Origin of the sequence: Pseudomonas atagonensis (genome assembly GCF_011369485.1) — a bacterium.
GTDB classification, from domain to species: Bacteria; Pseudomonadota; Gammaproteobacteria; order Pseudomonadales; family Pseudomonadaceae; genus Aquipseudomonas; species Aquipseudomonas atagonensis.
In genome coordinates this window covers 65,648-89,119 of sequence record NZ_VXCA01000027.1, presented here as the reverse complement: position 1 = coordinate 89,119, position 23,472 = coordinate 65,648, and the positions used below count along the sequence as shown (strand labels likewise).

At 59.7% G+C, this 23,472-nt stretch carries 21 protein-coding genes; all 21 read left to right on the top strand.

From position 1 onward, the window contains the following. Window positions 1–5: 5 nt before the first annotated feature. The 21 genes from F2P67_RS19200 to fliG all read left to right on the top strand — a co-directional run bounded on the left by F2P67_RS19200 (window position 6) and on the right by fliG (window position 23,468). Entirely contained in the window at window positions 6–2,939 is a 2,934-nt protein-coding gene (locus tag F2P67_RS19200; RefSeq protein WP_166222460.1) for a TIGR00180 family glycosyltransferase, read from the top strand. Between the two features lie 31 nt (window positions 2,940–2,970). After that, a complete protein-coding gene (gene pseB, locus F2P67_RS19195; protein WP_166222458.1) occupies window positions 2,971–3,972 on the top strand; it encodes a UDP-N-acetylglucosamine 4,6-dehydratase (inverting) in 1,002 nt (333 codons plus the stop codon). Next, entirely contained in the window at window positions 3,969–5,126 is a 1,158-nt protein-coding gene (gene pseC, locus F2P67_RS19190) for a UDP-4-amino-4,6-dideoxy-N-acetyl-beta-L-altrosamine transaminase (protein ID WP_166222456.1), read from the top strand. Before pseB ends, pseC begins: the two co-directional genes overlap by 4 nt. A 31-nt stretch (window positions 5,127–5,157) precedes the next feature. Further along, on the top strand, window positions 5,158–5,778 hold the full coding sequence (locus F2P67_RS19185) for a pseudaminic acid biosynthesis-associated methylase (protein ID WP_166222454.1): 621 nt from the start codon (window positions 5,158–5,160) through the stop codon (window positions 5,776–5,778). Beyond that, the gene (gene pseF / locus F2P67_RS19180) at window positions 5,775–6,470 is read left to right on the top strand and encodes a pseudaminic acid cytidylyltransferase (protein WP_166222452.1); all 696 of its coding nucleotides are present in this window, start codon (window positions 5,775–5,777) and stop codon (window positions 6,468–6,470) included. Before F2P67_RS19185 ends, pseF begins: the two co-directional genes overlap by 4 nt. Then, window positions 6,467–7,969, top strand: coding sequence for a UDP-2,4-diacetamido-2,4,6-trideoxy-beta-L-altropyranose hydrolase (gene pseG, locus F2P67_RS19175; protein WP_166222450.1), 1,503 nt, complete (start codon window positions 6,467–6,469; stop codon window positions 7,967–7,969). The genes pseF and pseG overlap by 4 nt, the downstream gene beginning before the upstream one ends. Next, window positions 7,966–9,018: a pseudaminic acid synthase gene (pseI, locus tag F2P67_RS19170; protein ID WP_166222448.1), complete on the top strand. Its 1,053-nt coding sequence runs from the start codon at window positions 7,966–7,968 to the stop codon at window positions 9,016–9,018. Before pseG ends, pseI begins: the two co-directional genes overlap by 4 nt. 226 nt (window positions 9,019–9,244) lie before the next feature. Then, window positions 9,245–10,171, top strand: coding sequence for a ketoacyl-ACP synthase III (locus F2P67_RS19165; RefSeq protein WP_166222447.1), 927 nt, complete (start codon window positions 9,245–9,247; stop codon window positions 10,169–10,171). A 93-nt stretch (window positions 10,172–10,264) separates the two neighbouring features. After that, window positions 10,265–11,557 carry a motility associated factor glycosyltransferase family protein gene (locus F2P67_RS19160; protein ID WP_166222446.1) on the top strand — a complete coding sequence of 431 codons (1,293 nt, stop codon included), beginning with the start codon at window positions 10,265–10,267 and terminating at the stop codon, window positions 11,555–11,557. Then, complete coding sequence (locus F2P67_RS19155; protein WP_166222445.1) at window positions 11,554–11,817, top strand: hypothetical protein; 264 nt, start codon at window positions 11,554–11,556, stop codon at window positions 11,815–11,817. The genes F2P67_RS19160 and F2P67_RS19155 overlap by 4 nt, the downstream gene beginning before the upstream one ends. A 252-nt stretch (window positions 11,818–12,069) precedes the next feature. Next, window positions 12,070–12,921 carry a flagellin domain-containing protein gene (locus F2P67_RS19150; RefSeq protein ID WP_123465735.1) on the top strand — a complete coding sequence of 284 codons (852 nt, stop codon included), beginning with the start codon at window positions 12,070–12,072 and terminating at the stop codon, window positions 12,919–12,921. A gap of 74 nt (window positions 12,922–12,995) precedes the next feature. Further along, window positions 12,996–13,361, top strand: coding sequence for a flagellar protein FlaG (locus F2P67_RS19145; protein ID WP_166222444.1), 366 nt, complete (start codon window positions 12,996–12,998; stop codon window positions 13,359–13,361). Between the two features lie 82 nt (window positions 13,362–13,443). Further along, complete coding sequence (gene fliD / locus F2P67_RS19140; protein ID WP_166222443.1) at window positions 13,444–14,874, top strand: flagellar filament capping protein FliD; 1,431 nt, start codon at window positions 13,444–13,446, stop codon at window positions 14,872–14,874. A gap of 128 nt (window positions 14,875–15,002) precedes the next feature. Then, window positions 15,003–15,401, top strand: coding sequence for a flagellar export chaperone FliS (gene fliS, locus F2P67_RS19135; RefSeq protein WP_166222442.1), 399 nt, complete (start codon window positions 15,003–15,005; stop codon window positions 15,399–15,401). A 10-nt stretch (window positions 15,402–15,411) separates the two neighbouring features. Next, entirely contained in the window at window positions 15,412–15,708 is a 297-nt protein-coding gene (gene fliT / locus F2P67_RS19130) for a flagellar protein FliT (protein WP_166222441.1), read from the top strand. A gap of 172 nt (window positions 15,709–15,880) precedes the next feature. Beyond that, a complete protein-coding gene (locus F2P67_RS19125; protein WP_016984300.1) occupies window positions 15,881–17,356 on the top strand; it encodes a sigma-54 dependent transcriptional regulator in 1,476 nt (491 codons plus the stop codon). A gap of 110 nt (window positions 17,357–17,466) precedes the next feature. Next, a complete protein-coding gene (locus tag F2P67_RS19120; protein ID WP_218583344.1) occupies window positions 17,467–18,678 on the top strand; it encodes a sensor histidine kinase in 1,212 nt (403 codons plus the stop codon). A 5-nt stretch (window positions 18,679–18,683) separates the two neighbouring features. Continuing rightward, complete coding sequence (fleR, locus tag F2P67_RS19115; protein ID WP_166222440.1) at window positions 18,684–20,075, top strand: sigma-54-dependent response regulator transcription factor FleR; 1,392 nt, start codon at window positions 18,684–18,686, stop codon at window positions 20,073–20,075. Between the two features lie 248 nt (window positions 20,076–20,323). Beyond that, window positions 20,324–20,653 carry a flagellar hook-basal body complex protein FliE gene (gene fliE / locus F2P67_RS19110; RefSeq protein ID WP_166222438.1) on the top strand — a complete coding sequence of 110 codons (330 nt, stop codon included), beginning with the start codon at window positions 20,324–20,326 and terminating at the stop codon, window positions 20,651–20,653. Between the two features lie 15 nt (window positions 20,654–20,668). Continuing rightward, window positions 20,669–22,456 (top strand): flagellar basal-body MS-ring/collar protein FliF, encoded by a 1,788-nt coding sequence (fliF, locus tag F2P67_RS19105; protein ID WP_166222436.1) that lies wholly within the window; start codon window positions 20,669–20,671, stop codon window positions 22,454–22,456. Further along, window positions 22,449–23,468, top strand: a complete 1,020-nt coding sequence (fliG, locus tag F2P67_RS19100; protein ID WP_007920042.1) for a flagellar motor switch protein FliG — start codon at window positions 22,449–22,451, stop codon at window positions 23,466–23,468. Before fliF ends, fliG begins: the two co-directional genes overlap by 8 nt. The last annotated feature ends 4 nt before the right edge of the window (window positions 23,469–23,472 follow it).

Here is a 23,472-nt window from a genome sequence, read left to right as displayed (position 1 = left end):
GAAAAATGCAGGTTCAAAGCAGCACTCAAACCAACGTGACACCGCTGAACGAGCTGTTCACGGTGGTGGTGATCACCCACAACCGCAATGCGTTTCTGCGCCGGACATTGCAGTACTACAGCAGCTATGCGGCCAAGGTACTGGTGCTCGATTCGTCGGTGCAGGGCGATGACCGCATCGCTGTCGATTTCCCGTCGGTCGACTACCGGCATTTGCCGCAATATTCCTACACGGGCCTGCAGGAAAAACTCAGTTGGGGCGTACAGCAGGTCACCACGCCTTACATGGTGTTTGCAGCCGACGATGACTTCCTGATTCATGACGCCTTGACGACGTCGGTGGAGTTTCTCCAGGCCAATCCCGATTACGGCTTGTGCCACGGCTACGGGATCATGTACCTGACCCGTGCCAATGAAGTGACGTACTACCGTCGCGACAAGCGCGTTCAGGAAGACTACGACTCGACGCAGCCGGAAACTCGCGTCATGGAGTTCATGGGGCAGTTTCTGCCACCGTTTTATGCGGTGACTCGCACCGATCTGCTGCAACAGTGGTACAGCCTGCTGCCGGCAGGCACCAGTTTCGAATGGCAGGAAATCGGTCACACGTTTTACCTGCTGGCCTGTGCCAAGGCACGGGTTCTGCCGATTGCCTTCGCAGTGCGCGAGGCCAACTACGGCAGCTCCGACCACAACACCAACGTGTTGACCGTGCTGAGCTGGCAGGATGCGAAAACCGTGGCCGAGCGTGAGCGTTTTGCCGAGTTTCTGGCGTCGATTCCAACCGCTTTCAGCGGTCAGGATCCGGCAGCCATCAAACAGATCGCCCTGAACAGTTTTGCCGAAATGGCTGACTGCTTGCTCACCGGCCGTTCCCTGGCCGGTGCCGCGATTTTCCGCTCGGCCTGGATCGAGCCGGGGAAGGAGCCGGTGCGTTCGTTCGCGCCTGAGCAATTTGTTGAAATGCCGATCTACAACAAACCGGTATTCGACTTGTTGACCGAGTTTGAATTCCTGCTGCACGCCATGCCTGCCGGGCGTTTGCAGTTGCAAGAACTGGAAGGCGTGTTGCTGCGTCAGCACGAGTTGATGCGCGTTCATCCCAACGACGATGAGCGGACAATCCGCGCCCGTCTCTGGGAAGCACTGACCCTCAACATGTTCAACCGCGAGGTGGTGAAACGCCTGGCCGACTCGATGCTTGCCAGTGAAGAGCATGAGGAAGGGCTGAAGCTGCAAGCCTGGCTGCAGCGCCTGAATTCGGTGCCGGGGCAGCAGGATCGCAAGCTCTTTGAAAACATGCCCACCGGGCGTTTGCTTCAGTGGCTTGAAGCGCGCAATCCCGAGACTGCGCAGTTGCCGGCAATCGCCCGGCACCTGGGCAGTCATGACGGCGGCCCGCAAGTGGGGATCTTCCTGCTGGATCTGCAAGCCGATATGGCCAAACTGCAGATGACCTTCGACAGCCTCGTCGGTGGCCACTGCAAGGCGTTCAAACTGGTGGTGCTGACCACCGGCGATTTGCCGGCAACCACGACCGTGCGCGACACCGTGCATTTTGTCAAAGTGACCCCGGGCAACTACGTCGAGCGGATCAATCAACTGCTGCCGCAACTCAACAGCGACTGGATCATGCTCGCCGAGGCTGGCGACCAGTTCACTGCCAGCGGTTTGCTGCGCGCCAGCCTCGAACTGATCGGCGTTGAAGGTGTGCGCGCTGTGGCGATGGATGAGATTCAGCGTCAACCAAGTGGTGCGCTGGCGGATGTATTCCGTCCGGGCGTCAACCTCGATCTGCTGCAAACTGCGCCGTCGATGATGGCACGGCACTGGTTGTTCCAGCGCGACGTGCTGGTGCAAGCCAAAGGTTTTGCCACCGAGTACAGCAATGCGCTGGAGTTTGACCTGCTGCTGCGTCTGATCGAAGACGGCGGTCTGGCAGGGCTGGCGCACCTGGCGGAGCCGTTGCTGATCTGCGATGCCGCACCTGCTGAAGAAAACGCGCATGAGCGTCAGGCTCTGACACGTTCGCTGGCCAAGCGCGGCTACCGTGGCCAGGTCGGTTCGACGCTGGCGCAAACCTGGCAGATCGATTATCAGCACAGTGAGCGGCCGATGGTGTCGATCATTCTGCGCAGTCAGGACAACCTTGCAGAACTGCAACCGGCGCTGGTCAGCCTGCTGCAGCGCACGCGTTATCAGCGCCACGAAATCCTTATTGTCGACAACCACAGCCAATCGGCAGAACTGGCTGAGTGGCTGGGCAGTCTGCAAGGCAAGGGTGAGCGGATTCGCGTCGTGCGCAGCGACGCGCGGCTGAGTGAATCGGCGCTGTACAACCTCGCGGGCACCCACGCCAAAGGCGAGTATCTGGTGCTGTTCTCTGCCCAGGCTGAAGTGGTCAATGCCAACTGGCTCGATGCGCTGCTCAATCAGGCACAGCGACCGGAAGTCGGGATTGTCGGCGCCAAACTGGTGGATGCGCGCGGCGTGACCACTCAGGGTGGTCTGATCCTGGGGCTTAACGATCTGCTGGGCGCGGTGTATGTCGGTGAGAAGAAAGACGCGCCGGGGTACTTGTTCGGGCATCAGGTCGAGCAGAACTATTCGGCGGTGTCCGGTGCGTGCCTGATGATTCGCAAAGCCTTGTTCGAAGCGCTGGGCGGTCTGGACGAAGAGCATTTCGACACAGCGTTCGCCGACATTGACTTGTGCCTGAAAGCGGCTGACGCCGGTTACCTGACGGTCTGGTGCCCGCAGGCACAGATCCAGCATCCGGGCGTGCTGCCCGAAGCGCCGCAACTGGCCGCCGCACTGCGTGACAAGTGGCAGGCGCGTTTCGCTCAAGACACGGCTTATAACCAGAACCTTTCCCTGACCGGCAAGGGCTTTACTCTCGGCGCAGCGTCCAGTGTGAACTGGGCGCAGTTGCTCGCCTGACGCCTCGTGCACGGGAAACAGGACTCAAGACATGTTCAACGGTAAATCGATTTTCATCTCTGGCGGCACCGGTTCGTTCGGGCGCAATTTCATCCGCCGCCTGCTTGAGCAATACCAGCCCAAGCGCGTGGTGGTGTTCTCCCGCGATGAGCTCAAGCAGTACGAAATGCAGCAGACGTTCAACGCGCCGTGCATGCGTTACTTCCTCGGCGATGTGCGCGATGCCGATCGTCTGCGCCAAGCCATGCGTGGCATTGATTACGTGGTGCACGCGGCCGCTCTCAAGCAAGTGCCGGCAGCGGAATACAACCCGACCGAATGCATTCGCACCAACGTCAACGGCGCCGAAAACATCATTGCAGCGGCCATCGACAACGGCGTGAAGAAAGTCGTCGCGCTATCCACCGACAAGGCGGCCAGCCCGATCAACCTGTACGGCGCGACCAAGTTGCTGTCGGACAAATTGTTCGTCGCCGCCAACAATATTGCTGGCGAGCAGCAGACCCGGTTTGCCGTAGTGCGCTACGGCAACGTTGCCGGTTCGCGGGGCTCGGTGGTGCCGTTCTTCAGCAAACTGATCGCCGACGGCGCTAGCGAATTGCCGATCACCGACGAGCGCATGACGCGTTTCTGGATCACCCTCGATCACGGCGTGCAGTTTGTTCTCGACAGCTTCGCGCGGATGCACGGCGGTGAAGTGTTCGTACCGAAGATCCCGTCGATTCGTGTGGTCGATCTGGCTCGTGGTATGGCCGAGCACTTGCCGCACAAGAACGTCGGCATCCGCCCTGGCGAGAAGCTGCACGAACTGATGGTGCCGCTGGACGATGCACGGATGACCCTGGAATTCGCCGATCACTACACCATTCAGCCGTCGATCCGCTTCACCAGCGTCGATGTCGATTTCGCGCTCGACAAGCTCGGTGAGCGCGGCCGGCCGGTGGGCGAGGACTTCGAGTATCGCTCCGACACCAATCCGCACTTCCTCTCGGTGGGACAGATCGCCGACCTGCACGCGAAGCTCTCGGCATGATTCCCTACGGTCGCCAGAGCCTCGATCAGGCCGACATCGATGCGGTGGTCGAGGTGTTGCAGTCTGACTGGCTGACCCAGGGTCCGACCATCGAGCGCTTTGAGCAAGCGATGGCCGAGCGCTGTCAGGCGGATTTCGCGGTAGCGGTGTGCAACGCCACGGCGGCGCTGCACATTGCCTGTCTGGCGGCGGGTTTGGGAGCAGGCGACCGTTTGTGGACGACGCCGAATACCTTTCTGGCTTCGGCCAACTGCGGGCGCTATTGCGGCGCCGACGTCGACTTTGTCGATATCGATCCGCTGACCTGGAACCTTGATGCGTTTGCGCTGCATGCGAAGCTTGAACGGGCCGAGCGCGACGGCACGCTGCCGAAAGTCTTGGTGGCGGTGGCGTTCTCCGGGCAGAGCTGTGACATGCGCCGGATCGCTGAACTGGCCGAGCGCTACAATTTTACCGTGATCGAAGACGCCTCCCACGCGGTGGGTGCGTCTTACGCGGGACGCCCGGTGGGTTGTGGCGATTTCGCGGCGATGACCGTGTTCAGTTTTCACCCGGTGAAAATCATCACCAGTGCCGAGGGCGGCATGGTCTTGACCAATCGCCGGGAACTGGCCGAGCGCCTGCAACGGCTGCGCAGCCACGGCATGACCCGCGATCCGCAACAGATGACCGAGCCCAGCCACGGGCCTTGGTATTACCAGCAAGTGGAACTGGGCTTCAATTACCGGATCACCGATCTGCAAGCCGCACTGGGCCTGTCGCAGCTTGGCAAACTGGATGATTTTGTCGCTCGTCGACGCGAGCTGGCGGCGCGTTACGACCGCTTGCTGGCGTACCTGCCGGTGACGCTGCCGAGCGCGCAGACCGAAGCCGAATCGGCGTGGCATCTGTATGTGATTCGCCTGCAAGCCGGGCGCATCACGCTCCGCCACCGTCAGGTGTTCGAAGGCTTGCGCGCGGCCGGGGTCGGAGTGAATCTGCACTATATTCCCGTGCACTTGCAGCCGTACTATCGTGACCTGGGTTTTGCCGAGGGTGACTTTCCCGAGGCCGAGCACTATTACGCCGAAGCTATCAGCCTGCCGCTGTTTCCGTTGCTTAGCGAGGAGCAGCAGGATTATGTGGTCGAGCAATTGCGACGGTTGATTGAGTGAGCATCTGCGGGATGTTGAATGGAAAACGGTTATGCGTAATTTGAGTGAGCAGGAACAATTCTGGCAGGGTGAGTTTGGCAATCAGTACGTTGCGCGCAATGTCGGGCAATCGCTGGTGTCGGCCAACCTGGCGTTGTTTGCCCGGGCGTTGGGACGCGCCGGGCGTATCGGCAGTCTGGTAGAACTCGGCACCAATGCCGGCAACAACTTGCAGGCGCTGCATCAGTTGATGCCAGGCTGTGAATTGTTCGGTGTCGAGATCAACGCCAACGCGTGTGCGCAGGCCCGAGCGCTGGACATTGCGCAGGTCTGGCACGGTTCACTGTTCGATTTTCCCCGCGATCGCACCTACGATCTGACCCTGAGCAAAGGCGTGCTGATTCATCTGGCGCCGGAGCTTTTGCCGCTGGCGTACGCGCAGTTGTACGCGTTGAGCCAGCGTTACATCCTGATCGCCGAGTATTACAACCCGGCGCCGGTGGAAGTCACTTATCGCGGCAACAGTGGCAAGTTGTTCAAGCGCGATTTCGCTGGCGAAATGCTTGATCGCTTTGCGGATCTGCAGTTGCTGGATTACGGCTTCGTGTATCACCGCGATCCCCAGTTCCCGGCCGACGATGTCACCTGGTTCCTTCTGGAAAAACGCCCTTGAGCAATGTCGTCATCATCCCGGCTCGCGGAGGCAGCAAACGCATTCCGCGCAAGAATCTGGCGCTGTTCGACGGCGTGCCGATGATTGCCCGTTCGATTCGTACGGCGCTGGATTGCGGCTTGTTCGAGCAAGTGGTGGTGAGCACCGATGACGAAGAAATTGCCGACGTTGCGCGGGCGCATGGCGCCACCGTGCCATTCATGCGCCCGGCAACTCTGGCGGATGATTTCACCGGCACCGCCGCGGTGATTGTGCATGCGCTGGAGCAGTTGCCGGCGTTCGATTACGCCTGTTGTCTCTATGCCACGGCGCCGCTGTTGCAGGCGCGGTTTCTGTGTGAGGGTTTTGAGTTACTCGCGCAGCATCCCGAAAAGTCTTTTGCCTTTTCGGTGTGCAGCTTTGGCTTTCCCGTACAGCGCGCGCTGACGGTGAACGGCGAGGGCGCGTTGAGTGCCTTGTATCCGGAGTTTCGCAACACTCGTTCGCAGGATCTGCCCGAGGCTTTTCAGGATGCCGGTCAGTTCTATTGGGGCCGCCGCGACGCATGGCTCAACGGTGAAGTGTTGTATTCGCCGTCCAGTCTCCCGGTGATCCTGCCCCGGCATCTGGTGCAGGACATTGACACCGTCGAAGACTGGAAGCGCGCCGAATACTTGTACGCCGCGCTCAAGGCTGGTGGGGAGTTGCAATGAAGGTGCTGATCCGCGCCGACGCCTCGCCGACCATTGGCAGCGGCCACATCGCCCGTTGCCTGACATTGGCGCGGGTGCTGCGTGCGCAGGGCAGTGAGGTCGCGTTCGCTTGCCGGCGGTTGCCGGGGCATCGGCTTGACGAATTGCGGACCGAAGGTTTCGAGACCTTCGTGCTGCCGGAGCGCTACCCCGATGAGGATCCTCGGCAAGCCATCGAGTCGATGCTGCCGTGGCAAGCGGATATTGACGCGCTGGCCGCTTTGCTGAGTGATCATCCCGGATTCGACTGGATCATCGCCGACCACTACGGCCTCGATCATCACTGGCAAACCGCTGCCCGTCAGTGGGCGCCACGGATTGCCGCCGTCGATGATCTGGCGACGCGCCGTTACGACGTCGACCTGTTGCTCAATCAGAATCTCTCCGGCCTCAGTGAAAACTACGCGCCGTTGTTGCCGGCTGGCTGCCGTACATTGCTGGGCCCGCGCTATGCGATGTTGCGCGAAGAGTTCATCTGCCCGGCCATCGAGATCAAGCAGAAGGCCAGTCGTGTTCTGGTGAATTTCGGCGGCTTCGATGCCGCTTGCCAGACTCATCACGCCATGCTCGCACTGGCTGATTTTGCTGAGCTGGAAGTGGATTTTGTCGCTGGCGCCGACAATCCGGCGTGGGCACAGATGCAGGCTCTTGCCGAGAACCGGCCGCATTGGCGGCTGCACAGTTTTGTCAGCGATTTCCATCAACGCATGACCGAGGCTGACCTGTTTATCGGCGCCGGTGGCGGCACCAGTTGGGAGCGCGCGGCCATGGGCTTGCCGACGATCTGCATCGCCGTGTCGAATAACCAGCAAGCCAACGGCGAGGTGATGGCCGCGGCCGGTGCGCATGTATTCATGGGCGCGCGCGCGCACGTTACGGTCGAGCAACTGCGGCAGGCCATCGGCCTGGTTGTCGACAATGTTTATCTGCGCCGCAGTCTCGCCGAGCGTTCGCGACAGTTGGTCGACGGGCGAGGTGCCCAGCGTGTCGCGGCGGCGTTGGCGGGGGCCGTGCTCAAGGTGCGGCCGGCCACGCTGGAGGACGCGCAGTTGTTGTTCGACGGGCGTAATGCCGAAGCGGTCCGGCGTTGGTCGCTGGACGCCGGGATTATCGACTGGGCGCAGCATCTGGACTGGCTGAACGCGAGCCTGCGCAATCCTCAGCGGCTGCTGTTGATCGCTGAAGCCGATGACGGCCCGGTCGGCGTTCTGCGCTACGACTTGCGCGGTTTTGACGCCGAGGTGTCGCTGTATTTGCTGCAAGGGCGATTTGGTCTGGGTTGGGGCAGGGCGCTGCTGGCACGCGGCGAAACGTTCGCCACTGCGCACTGGCCGCACATGCACGCCATCACCGCTCAAGTACTGCCGGCCAATCAGGCTTCATTGAATGTTTTTCGCGACGCCGGGTTCACTCAAAGTGCCTGCGCGTTCACCCGTGTTTTGAAGGATCAGCGCAAATGAGCAGTTTCAGGATTGGCAATCGTCTGATCGGTGCCGACGCACCGCCATTCATCATTGCCGAGATGAGCGGCAACCATAACCAGTCGCTGGATGTGGCCCTGCAGATTGTCGAGGCGGCGGCCAGATCCGGCGCGCACGCCTTGAAGCTGCAAACTTACACCGCCGAAACCATGACGCTGGACATTGCTGAAGGCGAGTTCTTCATCAAGGATCCGGGCAGCCTGTGGGCAGGTACATCGCTGTACGAACTCTATGAAAAGGCCCACACGCCGTGGGAATGGCATGCGCCGATTTTTGCCCGGGCCAAAGAACTGGGCATGCTCGCGTTTTCGACGCCGTTCGATGACTCGGCGGTGGACTTTCTCGAAAGCCTCGACGTGCCGGCCTACAAGATCGCCAGTTTCGAGAACACCGATTTGCCGTTGATCCGCCGCGTCGCCGCCACCGGCAAGCCGCTGATCATTTCCACCGGCATGGCCAGCATTGCCGAGCTGGATGAAACCGTTCGCGCTGCCCGTGAGGCCGGCTGCAAGGATCTGGTGCTGCTCAAGTGCACCAGCACTTACCCGGCGACGCCGCTGAACAGCAACGTACGGACGATTCCCCATTTGCGTGAATTGTTCGGTTGTGAGGTCGGTTTGTCCGATCACTCGATGGGCGTCGGGGTGTCGGTGGCGGCAGTGGCTCTCGGCGCAACGGTGGTGGAAAAACACTTCACCCTCGACCGTTCGGCGGGTGGCGTCGATGCCAGTTTCTCGCTGGAACCTGCGGAAATGGCCAGTCTGGTCGTCGAAACCGAACGCGCCTGGCAGGCGCTGGGTCAGGTGCAATACGGCGCCACCGAGGCCGAGCAGAAGTCTCTGGTTTACCGCCGTTCGCTGTACGTCACCGCCGACATGGCCGCCGGCGACCCCTTTACCGGGGACAATCTGCGCGCCATTCGTCCGGGCCTCGGTCTGCCGCCCAAGCACACCGATGCCATCCTCGGTCGCCGCGCTCGCGGCCCGATCAAGCGCGGCACGCCGCTGGATTGGTCGTTGGTCGAATAACCCGATCTGCAACCGATTCGGCAAAATAGCGTGACCTGCGAGTCATAACGCGCATCTTCACTGTATTGTATTTGTCGGGGAGATGGCGCCTGGCCCGTTATCGGTTCCAGTGATAGCCCTTTGCGCTCCCCGTGGCTGCCCGTTGTGGCGGCCGTTTTCTGTTTGTCGGCGCCCCTCGAATCCTTGCGAGCGGTGGTCTTGGGCTGTTTTTTATTGGGAAGCCGTAATGATTGGCATAAAAAGCATTGCGAGCTACGTTCCTGTAGCCGGCGTGGACAATTACGCACAAGGTGCAAAATTCGAAAAGGATGAAGAATTCATCCTTGGCAAAATCGGCTCGGCGTTTCTGCCGCGCAAAGACGCTGATCAAGAAACTTCCGATCTGTGTGTGGAAGCGGCCAATGCGCTGTTCGCCAGCAATCCGCAACTCAAGCGTGAATCCATCGATGCGCTGATCGTCGTCACCCAGAACGGTGATGAAGAAGGCTTGCCGCACACTGCCGCCATCGTTCAGGACAAACTCGGTTTGCCAACCAATGTTGCCGCGTTCGACATCTCGCTCGGCTGCTCGGGCTACGTTTACGGCATCTACGCAATCAAAGGCTTCATGGAAGCCGCCGGCCTGAAGAACGGCCTGCTGATCACCGCTGATCCTTATTCGAAGATCGTCGACCCGGAAGACCGCAACACCACCATGCTGTTTGGCGATGCCGCCACTGCCACCTGGATGGGCGAAGACCCGGTCTGGGCGCTGGGCAAGGCCAAGTTCGGCACCGACGGTTCCGGCGCACCGCATCTGAAAGTAACCGACGGTGTGTTCTTCATGAACGGGCGTCAGGTGTTCAACTTTGCACTGTTGAAAGTCCCGGCGCATCTGCACGAACTGCTCGACGACTCTGGCCTCAAGGCCGATGACATCGATGCCTTCTGCATTCACCAGGGCAGTGCGGCGATTGTCGATGCCGTGGCCCGGCGTTTCGAAGGCGAGCCGGAGAAGTTCATCAAGGACATGGTCGAAACCGGTAACACAGTGTCGTCGAGCATTCCGCTGCTGCTGGAAAAACACGCGCTCGATTCGCAGTGGCAACGTGTGGCGCTCAGCGGTTTTGGTGTCGGTCTGTCGTGGGGTTCGGCGATCATTTACCGTCCCTGACTTGTCCCGTAGTCCATAAAACGCGGGCACAAAAAAGCGCTCAAGGTGTAACCTTGAGCGCTATTTTTTTGCCCGGATGCAACGCGAGGCGCCATGAGCGAGTTTTTTCAAGCCAATGCCCAGATCATCGAAACGCGCTGGCCGGCGGTGGCGGCACGTCTGCTGACTGAAGACTCGCGCCCGTTGCAGGCCGATCTGGTCGAAGGGCTCGGCTCGACCCTGAGCATCTACGGCATTCAACTGACCAGTCGCCATGACCGCACGCGAGAAGCGCAGTTACAGGCCGCCAGCCTGCCGACGGACAACGAAGTGCTGCATGTCTACGGCACCGGTCTGGGCGATCTGCAACTGGAATTGCTGCAACGTCCGGCACTTGCGCAACTGCACGTGCACATTCTCAACGGCGCAGTATTCTCGCTGGTGTTGCAATTGCTTGATCAGACACCGTGGCTATCGGACTCGCGTATTCAACTGCACTACGCCGGTGATCGCGGGGAAATCTGCCTGCCATTCTTTGCCTTGCCGTCGGAACTGGTGCTGGCCGACGATTACAATGCGAAAATCCGTGACCGCCTGATCAGCGAAACTCACCTCACGTTCAATAATCGCGAGTTCGATCCGCGTTCGCCGGAGATTGTCGAGCGCTTGCAGGCCAGCCAGGCTCTGGTTCGCGGCGATGCAGACGTGGCCGAGCTGTTCGGCTCGTGCGCGGGCATGCCGGTGTTTGTCATCGCGACGGGACCCAGTCTCGAAAGCCATTTTCAGGCGCTGCGGGCGATTCGCGAGCAACCACAGCGACCCCTGTTCATTTGCGTCGACACCGCGTACCGGCCATTGCTGGCGCAGGGGATTCGACCCGATATTGTGGTCACCATCGATCAGCGTATTTCCGAGCGCCACCTGCCGCCCGCCGATACGGCCGCCATTCGTCTGGTGTATATGCCCATGGTCGACCCGGCGGTGCTTGGTGCGTGGCAAGGCCCGCGCTATGTGGCGTATTCGCCAAGCCCGATTTACCAGGCGATGCGTCAGCAATTGGCCAAGGGCGAGCTGCACGGTGGCGGCAGTGTCATCCACCCGGCAGTGGATCTGGCGGTGAAAATGGGCGCCGGGGACATCACTCTGTTCGGCGCTGACTTTGCCTTCCCGGGCGACAAGACCCATGCCGGGTGGGGAGACGGCGAGCTGGGGCCGCAACTGGTAGCGGCGAAGCACTGGGTGCTCGATGGTCACGGCCAGCGGATCAAGACCCAGCTCAACTTTCGCAGCTATCTGTGTGAACTGGAGCGCTTCATCGCCGGGCATCCGCAGGTGCGCTTCTATAACAGCAGTCGGGCCGGGGCAATGATTGCCGGAACTGCGTTTCATCCGGAGTTGGCGGTATGAGTGAGGGGTTTATCAGTCAGGCACAGCAGTGTGCGACATTGTTTCGGCTGGGGCGGGATGTCGAGGCGGGGTTGGCGATGATCGATCTGGCCGCCGCACTGCAGCCGTCGTTTGATCGCGCTGACATGAATCGTCAGGGGCAATGGCTGCAAATCCTCGCTTTGCTGCTCGAGTGTCAGGAGGCGCAAAACTGGCTGGCGCTGGCCGACTACCTCGAATACGAATTGACTCAGTTGATCAGCGACACCCTGTCCGTTTAAACAATTTCTCTTCCAGCGCCGGTTCTGGCTCCCGCTCGTGAGCTTCCGGCGTATTCCTGACGCCATTTTTTCGTTCGTCTGTAGCCGCCAAGTCCTTGATTTACGAGGGGTGGCCGTCTGATGGCAAATTTTTTCGAAAATCCCCTAAAGCAAGTTCCAATCCCGACGATAACTATTACGAAGGTTCTCTAGGCCATACCCGGCGGTTGCCAGGGCCGGAAGCCGCAGTACCCAACCAACGAGGAATTCGTCATGGCTTTAACAGTAAACACTAACGTCACATCGTTGAACGTTCAGAAAAACCTGAACCGTGCTTCCGACGCTCTGTCGACTTCGATGACCCGTCTGTCCTCCGGCCTGAAAATCAACAGCGCTAAAGACGACGCCGCCGGCCTGCAAATCGCTACCCGTATGACTTCGCAGATCCGTGGTCAGACCATGGCGATCAAAAACGCCAACGACGGTATCTCGATCGCTCAGACCGCTGAAGGCGCGATGCAAGAATCGACCAACATTCTGCAGCGTATGCGTGAACTGGCTGTTCAAGCTCGAAACGACTCGAACGGCACCGACGACCGTGCTGCTCTGAACAAAGAATTCGCGACCATGTCGGACGAGCTGACTCGTATCGCCAAGTCGACCAACCTGAACGGCAAAAACCTGATCGACGGTACTGCTGGCACCATGACCTTCCAGGTCGGTTCCAACACCGGTGCTACCAACCAGATCACCATCACTCTGAACAGCGGCTTCGACGCTGCTACTCTGAGCGTAGGTTCGGCCACCATCGCTGTTACCGGTACTGACAGCACCACTGCTGAAGCCAGCACCAAAGCTGCAATCGACGCGATCGACAAAGCTCTGAAAACCATCAACACCAGCCGTGCGGACCTCGGTGCTGCTCAGAACCGTCTGACCAGCACTATCTCCAACCTGCAGAACATCAACGAAAACGCCAGTGCTGCACTGGGTCGCGTACAAGATACCGACTTCGCTGCTGAAACTGCACAGCTGACCAAGCAACAAACTCTGCAACAAGCTTCCACCGCAGTTCTGGCCCAGGCCAACCAACTGCCATCCGCTGTACTGAAACTGCTTCAGTAATAGCTGATGAGTTTTGGCGGGGGAGTGCGCTTGTCGCGCTCTCTCGCTTTTTACTTTTTTAAGAGGTGATGGACATGGATATGAGCGCCAAGCTGAACTTGTCTTATCCTGCGGCGAAGCAGGCGACGACTGTTGCCGACAAGCCTGCGGAGAAGCCTCGCCCGGTGGTTGCCCCGGTGGCTGCCGTCAAGGAAGAAAGCAAAAGCGATCAGACCGAGCAGGAAAAACTGAAGATGGCCGTCCAGGAAATCGAAAAGTTTGTGCAGTCGGTCAAGCGCAACCTGGAGTTCTCGATTGATGAGCCTTCAGGCAAAGTAGTGGTCAAAGTGATTGCCAGCGAATCCGGTGAGGTGATCCGTCAGATCCCCAACGAAGAAGTGCTGAAACTGGCAAACAGTTTGAATGATGCAAGCAGCCTGTTGTTCAGCGCAAAAGTCTGACAGCTGGCACGAATTTTGTTGCTATGTTCTTTTGGGCGTTGTAGTGGTCAAAAGACCGGCGACACACTGAAGGGAGTTCCGCATGGCAAGTCCAATTCTACCGGGCACGGGTTTAGGCTCCGGCCTTGATACCGGTGCTATCGTCAAAGCCCTGGTAAACGCTGACAAAGCGGCCAAGCAAGGTCAGATCGACCGTGGGACTGCGACCAACACCGCAAGCATTTCCGGTATCGGTACCTTGAAGTCGTTGATGTCGGCGTTTACTCAGACCTTGACCGACTTGGGCAGCATCTCCAATCCGCAGTTTCCGGGTTTTGCAGCGACCTCCTCCGATCCCAAGATCCTCGGCGCCACTGCCAGCAACACGGCGGTGAACGGAAATTACGTGGTGAATGTAGGCAAGCTTGCCACCTCCTCGAAGGTCGCCAGCGCCGCGTTCGCCGGTGGTAACACCAGCGCGATTTCAGCGGGCACGCTGACCATCAAGCAAGGCACCGGCTCCTACAACCTCGACATCAAGGCCGGTGCCACATTGCAATCGGTGCGTGACTCGATCAACGCCGATGACAAGCTCAAGGGTGCAGGCATCAGCGCCAACATCGTGACTGACTCCTTCGGTTCGCGTCTGGTGCTCGGTTCGACCACCACGGGTGCCGGTTCCGACATCTCCGTCAGCGGCATTCCGGAATTGACCATCAACGGCGGCACCGTGATTGGTACCAGCGGCTCTCCGATGACGGCGACCTCCGCAGGTTCCATCGGTGCGCTGGCGATCGATGCCGAGTTCACCATTGACGGTATGGCCCTGACCAGCAAGAGCAACACGGTCGACAAGGCTGTTTCCGGCCTGACGTTGAACCTGGTGGCGACCGGTACGTCCACCGTCACCGTGGCCAGCAACAACGACGGTCTGAAGGCTTCCATTCAGAAGTTCGTCGACGCCTACAATGCACTGGCCAACGGCATCACTGCGCTGACCAAGCCGTCCCTCGATGACGATGGCAAGCCGACCGTTGCCGCAGCACTGACCGGCGATGCATTGCCGCGTTCGATCCTGTCGGCCATTCGCGAGCCGCTATCGCAGACGGGGTCGGGCGACAAACTGACCGTTCTGGCACAGTTGGGCATTACCACCGATCAGAAAACCGGTGCGCTCAATTTCGACACCACCAAGTTCACCGCGGCCATGAACGACAAGAAGCTGGGCGGCGAAGTGCAGAAGATGTTCGTCGGCGACCTGGGCTCCGACAACGGTCTGCTCAAGCGCATGCAGAAAGCGATCAACCCGTTCTCCACCACCGGCGGTATCCTTGATCAACGCACCACCAGCCTGAACAAGACCAAGACCAAACTGACCAACGATCAGGCTGCACTGGATCGTCGTGTCGAGACCCTGACCGCTGTACTGACCAAAAAGTACAATGACATGGACACCTTGGTCGGCAAGCTGAAAGCCACCGCCAGCAACATCACGTCGATGTTCGAGGCGTTGACCGCTCAGCAGAAAGGCTAAGGCCTGAAACGCCAAAAGCCCGGCAGCGTATTTCCACGCTCCGGGCTTTTTGTATTTCAATCTAAAGTTTTTTGACGCGTCGTCGATACACTCGATATGCGAACCACAGAATTTTGATGAGGTAGAACATGAATCCGATGTTAGCCCTTCGCCAATACCAGAAGATTGGCGCTCAGGCCCAGACTTCCGAAGCCAGCCCGCACCGTCTGGTACAGATGCTGATGGAAGGCGGCCTCGACCGTATTGCCCAGGCCAAAGGCGCCATGGAGCGCAAGGACATCCCGAACAAGGGCATCCTGATTGGTAAGGCCATCGGCATCATCGGTGGTCTGCTCGAGGGGCTGGATCTGGACAATCGTTCGGGCGAGGTCGGTGAGCTGGCCAATCTCTACGAATACATGATGAAGCGTCTGACCGAAGCCAACGCCAAGACCGATCCGAAGATCCTCGACGAAGTCGCTGACCTGCTGCGCACGGTCAAGGATGGCTGGGATGCCATCAGTCCGGTACCGGCTCCACAGTTTTAAGGAGATCACCATGAGTCTTGTATTGCAGCGAATCGAAGAAACCCGCGAGGCTCTGGTCGGTGCTCTGGCCGAGCGCAACTGGGAAGCGATCAGCGAGCTGGATATGGCTTGCCGTTCCTGCATGGAAGATGTCTTGAGTGAAGCTTCGGTGGACGAGGCCGCGTTGCGCGACAACCTTGAGGAATTGCTCGGGGTGTACAAACAGTTGCTGGATGCAGCGACCGGTGAGCGCCAGGCGATAGTCGATGAGATGTCGCAGATCACCCAAGCGCAGAACGCGGCAAAGGTTTACCATCTGTTTGGTTAATTAACCCCCAGTTAATCCAGACATGTGCGCCATAAATTTGACTGTGCACGGTTTTTTGACTTAACTAGTGGCTGATTTGAGATTTCAGGCGTCTACAGGCACATGGTGTCCTGCAAGCGTCTCGCTTGCCCCATTTTTCGGGCATTGAGTTGACTAGGGAAGTTGCTATTGCATGTGGCGTGAAACCAAAATTCTGCTGATCGATGACGATAGCGTCCGCCGCCGCGACCTGGCGGTGATTTTAAATTTTCTCGGCGAAGAAAATTTACCCTGCGGTAGCCATGACTGGCAGCAGGCCGTCGGCTCTTTGTCGTCTAGTCGTGAGGTCATTTGCGTACTGATCGGGACGGTTAATGCTCCTGGTGCGCTTTTGGGCCTGTTAAAGACACTCTCAACCTGGGATGAGTTCCTTCCGGTTTTGTTGATGGGCGATAATTCTTCCGTCGACCTGCCTGAAGACCAGCGCCGCCGCGTGCTTTCGACCCTCGAAATGCCGCCCAGCTACAGTAAACTGCTCGACTCCCTGCACCGCGCACAGGTCTATCGCGAAATGTATGACCAGGCCCGCGAGCGCGGCCGTCATCGTGAACCCAATCTTTTCCGTAGTCTCGTCGGCACTAGCCGGGCGATTCAGCACGTGCGCCAGATGATGCAGCAAGTGGCCGATACCGACGCCAGCGTGTTGATCCTTGGCGAGTCCGGCACCGGCAAGGAAGTGGTTGCGCGTAACCTGCATTACCATTCCAAGCGCCGCGATGCGCCGTTCGTGCCGGTCAACTGCGGGGCGATTCCGGCAGAACTGCTGGAAAGCGAATTGTTCGGCCACGAAAAGGGCGCCTTCACCGGCGCAATCACCAGCCGTGCCGGCCGCTTTGAACTGGCCAACGGCGGTACGCTGTTCCTCGACGAAATCGGCGACATGCCGCTGCCGATGCAGGTCAAGCTGCTGCGCGTCTTGCAGGAGCGCACCTTTGAACGCGTGGGTAGCAACAAGACCCAGAGCGTCGACGTGCGCATCATCGCCGCGACCCACAAGAATCTCGAAAGCATGATCGAGATCGGCACATTCCGCGAAGACCTCTACTATCGCCTGAACGTGTTCCCGATCGAGATGGCGCCGCTGCGTGAGCGCGTTGAAGATATTCCGTTGTTGATGAACGAACTGATCTCGCGCATGGAGCACGAGAAGCGCGGTTCGATCCGCTTCAACTCGGCGGCGATCATGTCGCTGTGCCGCCACGGCTGGCCGGGCAATGTCCGTGAGCTGGCCAACCTGGTGGAGCGCATGGCGATCATGCACCCATACGGGGTGATCGGCGTCGTCGAGTTGCCGAAGAAATTCCGCTACGTCGATGATGAAGACGAACAAATGGTCGATAGCCTGCGCAGCGATCTTGAAGAGCGCGTGGCAATCAATGGCCATACTCCGGACTTCACCGCCAACGCTATGTTGCCGCCGGAAGGTCTGGACCTGAAGGACTACCTCGGTGGTCTCGAGCAGGGACTGATCCAGCAGGCGCTGGATGATGCCAACGGAATCGTGGCGCGTGCCGCCGAACGTCTGCGCATCCGCCGCACCACGCTCGTCGAGAAAATGCGCAAGTACGGCATGAGCCGACGTGATGGAGACGAACAGGCGGATGATTGACGCCTGTTTTTCAACTGCTTCATTTATAAGCAGTTTTTTTTAGGCACGGGTATTGCTACATCCCTCGCAACGTTCCGTTTAACTGACGGTCAGCCAAGCGAGAGAGCACAATGCCCCAAGCCGCCCAGATCTCCTCTGCCTCCAGTCCCGAGGGGCAATCGTCCTCCGTAGAGCAGGCAAGCCGACAGGGTCTTGAGCAGGCGTTCGCGCTGTTCAATCAGATGTCCAGTCAGTTGACCGATTCCTACAGCATGCTCGAAGCGCGGGTCACCGAGCTCAAGGGTGAGCTGGCCGTGGTCAGTGCCCAGCGCATGCAGGAACTGGCGGAAAAAGAGCGTCTGGCCAATCGTCTGCAAAACCTCCTTGATTTGCTGCCCGGTGGCGTCATTGTGATCGACGGCCACGGCATTGTCCGTGAAGCCAATCCGGCCGCCAGTGATCTGCTCGGCCTGCCGCTGGAAGGTGAACTGTGGCGCCACGTCATTGCCCGCTGCTTCGCTCCGCGCGAAGACGATGGTCACGAAATCTCGCTGAAAAACGGTCGACGGCTGTCGATTGCGACCCGCTCGCTGGACGCCGAGCCGGGGCAGTTGGTGCTGCTCAATGACCTGACAGAAACCCGTCATCTGCAGGATCAACTGGCTCGTCACGAACGCTTGTCTTCTCTGGGGCGCATGGTCGCTTCGCTGGCCCATCAGATTCGTACACCACTGTCGGCTGCGCTGCTCTACGCCAGTCATTTGACTGAGCAGGAACTGCCGGTCGCCACGCAGCAGCGCTTTGCCGGTCGGTTGAAAGAGCGCCTGCACGAACTGGAGCATCAAGTGCGCGACATGCTGGTGTTTGCCCGCGGTGAATTGCCGCTGACCGATCGCCTCACGCCCAATGCCTTGATGCAGTCGCTTCAGGCTGCCGCGCTGACCCATGTGCAGGATCTGCCGATCCGCTGGCAGTGCGACAGTCACGCCGGCGAGTTGCTGTGCAATCGCGACACGCTGGTCGGGGCCATTCTCAATTTGATCGAAAACGCGATTCAGGCCAGTTCAGGCAACGTGCGCCTGAAAGTGCATTGCTACACCCGCGATAACACGTTGCGCCTGTGCGTCAGTGACAGCGGCAGCGGGATTGAGCCGATCGTGCTGGCGCGACTCGGCGAGCCGTTTTTCACTACCAAAGTCACCGGCACCGGCCTCGGCCTGACCGTGGTCAAGGCTGTGGCGCGGGCGCATCAGGGAGAATTGCAGCTGCGTTCGCGCGTTGGGCGCGGCACGTGCGCGCAGGTGATTCTGCCGTTGTTTTCCGCTGTACAGGGAGCTGAGTAAACGTCATGGGCATCAAGGTTTTGCTGGTCGAGGATGACCGTTCGTTGCGCGAGGCGCTGGCTGACACATTGCTGTTGGCCGGGCACGACTATCACGCAGTCGGCAGTGCTGAAGAAGCGCTGACGGCGGTGGCGCGCGAGGCGTTCAGTCTGGTGGTCAGCGACGTCAACATGCCCGGTATGGACGGCCATCAATTGCTCGCGCTGCTGCGTGGGCGACAGCCGCAATTGCCGGTATTGCTCATGACCGCGCACGGTGCGGTCGAGCGCGCGGTCGATGCGATGCGCCAGGGGGCGGCGGATTACCTGGTCAAACCGTTCGAACCCAAGGCCTTGCTTGATCTGGTCGCGCGGCATGCGCTAGGCAGCGTCGGTACGAGCGAAGGCGAGGGGCCGGTGGCCGTCGAGCCGGCCAGCGCGCAATTGCTGGAGCTGGCGGCGCGAGTCGCGCGCAGTGATTCCACCGTGTTGATTTCCGGAGAGTCCGGCACCGGCAAGGAAGTGCTGGCGCGCTACATTCACCAGCAATCCCGTCGCGCCAGCCAGCCATTCATCGCGATCAACTGCGCGGCGATTCCCGACAACATGCTCGAAGCGACATTGTTCGGTCACGAAAAGGGGTCATTCACCGGCGCCATCGCGGCGCAGGCAGGCAAGTTCGAGCAGGCTGACGGCGGCACGATTCTGCTCGATGAAATTTCCGAAATGCCTTTGGGGCTGCAAGCCAAATTGCTGCGGGTTCTGCAGGAACGCGAAGTCGAGCGCGTCGGTGCGCGCAAACCGATCTCCCTGGATATCCGCGTGGTTGCCACCACTAACCGCGATCTGGCGGCAGAGGTGGCGGCGGGGCGTTTCCGTGAAGATCTTTTTTACCGTCTGTCGGTTTTCCCTCTGGCCTGGCGTCCACTTCGCGAGCGCACTGCCGATATCTTGCCGCTGGCTGAGCGGTTGCTGGCCAAACACGTCAATAAAATGAAGCATGCCGCAGCGAAACTGTCGCCGGAGGCGCAGGCGTGTCTGACCGGTTACCCGTGGCCTGGCAATGTGCGTGAACTGGATAACGCGATTCAGCGCGCGCTGATCTTGCAGCAGGGCGGTTTGATTCAACCGCAGGATTTCTGCCTGACGGGCGCGGTGACGTTTGCCGCTACGCCCGCCGTTACGCCGGTGCAGTCGCCGGTGCGCGAGATCGAAGTCGAGGCCGAATCCGCCGGTGCACTGGGCGATGACCTGCGCCGGCGCGAGTTTCAGATGATCATCGACACCCTGCGCACCGAGCGTGGCCGACGCAAGGAGGCCGCCGAAAAGCTCGGCATCAGCCCGCGTACCTTGCGCTACAAACTGGCGCAAATGCGTGACGCCGGCATGGACGTCGAAGGCTATCTGTTCGCCACTTGAAAGTTGACGCAAGCAAATGTGCGAGGGGGCTTGCTCCCGAAGAGTCCCTGTCAGTCACAACATCGTGAATGACAGACCGCCTTCGGGAGCAAGCCCCCTCCCACGGTTTTGCGGTGATTAAACAGTCCGCGCGTAGCCCGGTCAGCTTTTGTGAAGCGTGACTCGCCGAGCTGGCACCCTTGTTGCTAACACCTGTGTACCCGCCGAGTGAGTGTCAAAAAATTGCGGGCCGCCCAAGAGAGTAGACCATGAGCCAAGGTATTGAATTTAATCGGTTGATGATGGACATGAAGGCCATGCAAATGGATGCCATGTCTGCGCCGAAATCGACTGCCGCTGTCCCTGAACTGGCGGGCAGCAGCTTTTCCGACATGCTCGGTCAGGCGATCAACAAAGTCAGCGATACCCAGCAGGCGTCGACTCAGTTGGCCAATGCATTTGAAGTAGGCAAAAGCGGCGTAGATCTGACGGACGTGATGATTTCCTCACAGAAAGCCAGCGTGTCGTTCCAGGCTCTGACCCAGGTGCGCAACAAACTGGTTCAGGCGTATCAAGACATCATGCAGATGCCGGTTTAAGGACGAGATTGAGTCATGGCAGAAGCAGTCGCCGATAACGTTCCGGCCAAGGCCACCCCGATAGACGGCAAACCGCCGCTGTTCGGCCTGTCCTTCCTGGAAAACCTCTCCGAGATGACCATGCTGCGTCAGGTGGGCCTGTTGGTCGGCCTGGCTGCGAGCGTGGCGATTGGCTTTGCCGTGGTGCTGTGGTCGCAGCAGCCGGATTACCGTCCGTTGTACGGCAGCCTTGCCGGCATGGACGCCAAGCAGGTCATGGACACCTTGGCCTCCGCTGATATCCCTTATACCGTCGAACCCAACTCCGGTGCCTTGTTGGTCAAGGCCGATGACCTGTCCCGTGCGCGACTCAAGCTCGCGGCCGCTGGTGTCACTCCCAGCGACGGCAACATCGGTTTTGAAATCCTCGACAAGGAACAGGGGCTGGGCACCAGCCAGTTCATGGAAGCGACCCGTTATCGTCGCGGACTCGAAGGTGAGCTGGCGCGCACCATTTCCAGTCTGAACAACGTCAAGGGTGCCCGTGTGCACCTGGCAATTCCGAAGAGTTCGGTGTTCGTGCGTGACGAACGCAAACCGAGCGCATCGGTCCTGGTCGAGTTGTATAGCGGTCGTTCGCTGGAGCCAGGTCAGGTGGTTGCAATCATCAACCTGGTGGCGACTTCCGTTCCCGAGCTGAGCAAATCGCAGATCACCGTCGTCGATCAGAAGGGCAACCTGCTTTCCGATCAGGCGGAAAATTCCGAAATGACCATGGCCGGCAAGCAGTTCGATTACAGCCGCCGCATGGAAAGCATGCTTACGCAGCGCGTGCACAACATTCTGCAACCGGTACTGGGCAACGACCGTTACAAGGCTGAAGTGTCGGCCGACGTCGACTTCAGTGCCGTCGAATCGACTGCCGAGCAGTTCAACCCGGATCAGCCGGCGTTGCGCAGCGAGCAGTCGGTCAACGAACAACGCACCGCCAGCAATGGCCCGCAAGGTGTGCCGGGTGCCCTGAGCAATCAGCCGCCGTCGCCAGCCTCTGCTCCGCAAACCACGGGTGGCGCACAAGCCGCCGCCGGCATGGTGCAGCCAGGTCAGCCATTGGTTGACGCCAACGGTCAGCAGATCATGGACCCGGCCACCGGGCAGCCGATGCTCGCGCCGTATCCGGCAGACAAGCGTCAACAATCCACCAAGAACTTCGAGCTTGACCGTTCCATCAGCCACACCAAGCAGCAGCAGGGTCGCCTGAATCGTCTGTCGGTGTCGGTGGTGGTCGACGACCAGGTCAAGGTCAATGCCGCCAACGGTGAAACCACTCGCGCGCCGTGGAGCGCCGACGAATTGGCGCGCTTCACCCGTCTGGTGCAGGACGCCGTCGGTTTCGACGCCAGTCGTGGCGACAGCGTCAGCGTGATCAACATGCCGTTCTCTGCCGAGCGCGGTGAAGTGATTGCCGATATTCCGTTCTACTCCCAACCATGGTTTTGGGACATCGTCAAACAAGTGCTGGGTGTGTTGTTCATCCTGGTGCTGGTGTTTGGTGTGCTGCGTCCGGTGCTCAACAACATCACCGGCGGCGGCAAAGGCAAGGAGCTGGCCGGTCTTGGCAGCGACGTGGAACTCGGTGGCATGGGCGGCCTGGACGGCGAACTGGCCAACGACCGCGTGAGCCTCGGTGGTCCGCAGAGCATTCTGTTGCCGAGCCCGAGCGAGGGTTATGACGCGCAGCTGAATGCAATCAAGAGTCTGGTGGCCGAGGATCCGGGTCGCGTGGCTCAGGTCGTGAAAGAGTGGATTAACGCAGATGAGTGATAACCGAGCCGCTACCGTCAAACTGAACAAGGTCGACAAAGCCGCGATTCTGCTGCTGTCCCTGGGTTCGACCGATGCCGCACAAGTGCTGCGTCACATGGGCCCCAAAGAGGTTCAGCGCGTTGGCGTGGCCATGGCGCAGATGGGCAACGTCCATCGTGAGCAGGTCGAACAGGTCATGAGTGAGTTCGTCGACATCGTCGGCGACCAGACCAGCCTGGGCGTCGGTTCCGACGACTACGTGCGCAAAATGCTTACTCAGGCTCTGGGTGAAGACAAGGCCAACGGCCTGATCGATCGCATTCTGCTCGGTGGCAACACCAGCGGTCTGGACAGCCTGAAATGGATGGAGCCACGCGCGGTTGCCGACGTGATCCGTTACGAACACCCGCAGATTCAGGCCATCGTGGTCGCGTACCTCGACCCGGATCAGGCTGGTGAAGTGCTCGGCAACTTCGACCACAAAGTGCGTCTGGACATCATCCTGCGCGTGTCGTCGTTGAACACCGTACAGCCAGCGGCGCTGAAAGAATTGAACCAGATTCTCGAGAAGCAGTTCTCCGGCAACTCGAATGCCTCGCGCACCACCCTGGGTGGCATCAAGCGTGCGGCGGACATCATGAACTTCCTCGACAGTTCGATCGAAGGCCAGCTCATGGACTCGATCCGCGAAGTCGACGAAGACCTGTCCGGTCAGATCGAAGACCTCATGTTCGTGTTCAACAACCTTGCCGATGTCGACGACCGTGGCATTCAGGCGTTGCTGCGCGAAGTCTCCTCCGACGTGTTGGTGCTGGCCCTCAAGGGCTCGGACGAAGGCGTCAAAGAGAAGATCTTCAAGAACATGTCCAAGCGTGCCGCCGAACTGTTGCGCGACGACCTCGAGGCCAAAGGCCCGGTGCGCGTCAGCGATGTGGAAACCGCGCAGAAAGAAATCCTCACGATTGCCCGTCGCATGGCCGAAGCCGGCGAAATCGTGCTCGGTGGCAAGGGCGGCGAGGAAATGATCTAAGCCC